The sequence below is a fragment of the Roseomonas rosulenta genome, assembly GCF_016106005.1.
GTDB classification, from domain to species: domain Bacteria; phylum Pseudomonadota; class Alphaproteobacteria; order Acetobacterales; family Acetobacteraceae; genus Neoroseomonas; species Neoroseomonas rosulenta.
The window spans coordinates 1-2,509 of record NZ_JACADR010000433.1 but is presented as its reverse complement, the minus strand read 5'-3'; the positions used below and the strand labels follow the sequence as shown (position 1 = coordinate 2,509).

Annotated in this window: 4 protein-coding genes; 1 reads left to right on the top strand and 3 read right to left on the bottom strand. The window is 72.8% G+C overall.

The genetic code is table 11. The annotated features are described in order from the left end of the window. Window positions 1–595: NAD(P)H-dependent glycerol-3-phosphate dehydrogenase (locus HW578_RS25440; RefSeq protein ID WP_198373503.1), on the top strand; the 595-nt coding region annotated here is incomplete at its 5' end. Between the two features lie 12 nt (window positions 596–607). Here HW578_RS25440 and HW578_RS25435 read toward each other — a convergent pair. From HW578_RS25435 to HW578_RS25425, 3 genes are all read right to left on the bottom strand, one after another. Next, window positions 608–883, bottom strand: a complete 276-nt coding sequence (locus HW578_RS25435; protein WP_198373502.1) for a hypothetical protein — start codon at window positions 881–883, stop codon at window positions 608–610. Window positions 884–1,612: 729 nt separating this feature from the next. Next, entirely contained in the window at window positions 1,613–2,227 is a 615-nt protein-coding gene (gene ccmB / locus HW578_RS25430; RefSeq protein WP_232479277.1) for a heme exporter protein CcmB, read from the bottom strand. A 41-nt stretch (window positions 2,228–2,268) separates the two neighbouring features. Continuing rightward, window positions 2,269–2,509, bottom strand: a 241-nt coding sequence (locus HW578_RS25425; protein ID WP_198373500.1) for an AAA family ATPase, incomplete at its 5' end; no start/stop codon positions are given.

Below are 2,509 nucleotides of genomic sequence, written 5' to 3'. Positions count from 1 at the left end.
CTCGGGGCCGAATTTCGCGCATGAGGTGGCCCGCGGCCTGCCCGCCGCGGCGGTGGTGGCCGCGCGCGACCCGGCGCTGCGGGAGGCCGGCCTCGCGCTGCTGGGCTCGCCCGGCTTCCGGCTCTATGCCGGCGAGGACCCCGTGGGCGCGGAGGTCGGCGGCGCGGCCAAGAACGTGATCGCGATCGCGGCCGGGGCAGTGATCGGCGCCGGGCTCGGGGAGAATGCACGCGCGGCGCTGGTCACGCGCGGGCTGGCGGAATTGTCGCGCCTGGCGGTGGCGCTGGGCGGGCGGGCGGAAACGGCGGCCGGGCTGACCGGGCTGGGCGACCTGGTGCTGACCTGCGCCGGGCCGGGCAGCCGGAACATGTCGCTCGGCCTCGCGCTGGGGCGCGGCGAACGCCTGGCCGATGTACTGGCAGCGCGCCGCGGCGTGACCGAGGGGGTCGCGACCGCCCCGGCGCTGGTGGCGCGGGCGGCGGCGGCAGGCGTGGAAATGCCCATCTGCGAGGCAGTGGCCGGACTGGTGGCCGAGCGGATCACGGTGCGCGAGGCGATGGCGCTGCTGCTCGCGCGCCCGCAGCGCGCGGAGTAGCACCCCTGCCGGTCAGCTGGCGCGGCAGAGTTCCGTTTCGTGCAGGTTCCGTACAGCGGCGACGTAGCCGGACGGGGTGCCAGTGATGAGCGCCTCGTTTAACTGGCGCAGCAGCCGCTCGAGGTCGTCCGTTCGGCACAGTTCGAGCGTGCCCCTGCCGGCACGATGCGTGGCGCGGTAGGAACCGTCCCGCAGGCGGTCGATCTCGATGGTGCTGGATCCGCCCGCGACCGGGCGCAGCGTGATGATGACATCGTCCGGGGACGGGGTCGGGTCGTTCTCTGCCATGGGCGTCGTGTCCTTCAGGAGGTGGACACGGCGCCGCCTTTTGGCGGCGTCCGTCCGGCGTGGCGACGGCGTTTTGCGCATCGTCTGCCGATAGTTTGATCATACTCGGCGAAGGGATTCGCAACAGCGACCAATGGTAGAGTTGCGTAACGGCGGCGGCCGGCGCGCCCCGAGCCGGATCATTGGCAAAGTTGTGCATGGATCGCCAAAGCCGGTCAAAAACGGACGTAATTCAATTACTTACAGGAAAATGATCAGACAGGCGGGCACCGCGCCCCGCATCGCATCATGTAACATTGCGGTTATTTTAGACAGATGCCGAAATCGTGATTCGGTGCGTGCTCCGGAAGGACCCGGTCGGATCAGGCGGGCCAACATCAGGTCGCCGTCGCGCAGCTGCCCGGCCGGGACTTCCCCGCGGGCAGTCGCGATCCGCGTGCACTCGGCGAATCAGGCGATGACGTCGTCGCCGGGTTTGTAGCCGTGGACCCTGGGCGTGTTCGAGCCTGTGTTGAAGACGGCGACTCGCCGCTCTGCCCGTCGGTCACGCTCCGGGGAGTACTGGACGGGTTCCAGCCCTCCGGATCGAGCGTGTCCGTCCCGCCGCCGAGGTCGATGACGTCCTGGCCGTTGCCCGCGATGGCAGAGCGGGCCGGCCGCCGGACCGCGAGATGCGCCGAACGGCGCGGTGTCGAACGGTCTGTGAGCCGCGCGACATTCGCTCCGCGGCTACTCTGCCCCCAGCGCCGCCCCGGCCGCGATCGGCGCAACCGGTGCCGCGAGCGACACCCCCGCCCCCAGCAGCAGCAGGAAGGGTGCCGGCGAAAGCCCCGCTGCGGCGGCCTCGATCGCCGCCGCGCCGAAGATCACCGCGGGAATCGCCAGCGGCAGCACGAGAAGAGGCAGCAGGACCGACCCGCGCCTGGCACCCAGCGTCAGCGCCGCCCCCACCGTGCCGAGCAGCGACAGCAGCGCGGTGGCGAGGCCGAGCGCGAGGATCGCCGCCCCCCAGGCCTCCACCGGCAGGTTCAGCAGCGCCGCCGCCACCGGCGTCGCCGCCAGTAGCGGCAGCCCCGTGGTGATCCAGTGCCCCAGCGCCTTGGCCGCGGCGATCCCGCCCCGCGGCAGGCCCGAGAGCAGCAGCTGGTCGAGGGTTCCGTCCTCGGCATCCGCGCCGAACAGGCGGTCGAGCGGCAGCAGCGCCGCCAGGAGTGCCGCGGCGAACAGCGCGCCGGGGGCGAGCCGCGCCAGGGTCTCCGGCGCCGGGCCCACGCCGAAGGGGAACAGCGCGCTGACCAGCACGAAGAACAGCACGGCGGCGAGCGTATCGGCCGGGTGGCGCATCGCCAGCCGTATCTCGCGCGCCAGCAGGGCGAGGAAGGCGCTCACAGCCGCAGCTCCCTCGCGCCATCGAGCGGCAGGGGAATATGCGTGGCGGCCACGACGATGCCCCCCGCCGCGCGATGCGCCGCCAGCAGCGGCCGCAGCCGCTCAACCGAGGCGGCATCGACCCCCGTGGTCGGCTCGTCGAGCAGCCAGAGCGGTGCCGGCGCGAGCGCCAGGCGCGCCAGCGCGAGCCGCCGCTTCTGCCCCGAGGACAGCACGCGCGCCGGCAGGTCCGCTAGC

What these genes read in the sequence shown, in the direction of transcription:
- HW578_RS25435 (WP_198373502.1), bottom strand. Translation starts at nt 883, where the DNA reads ATGGCAGAGAACGACCCGACCCCGTCCCCGGACGATGTCATCATCACG.
- ccmB (WP_232479277.1), bottom strand. Translation starts at nt 2,227, where the DNA reads ATGCGCCACCCGGCCGATACGCTCGCCGCCGTGCTGTTCTTCGTGCTG.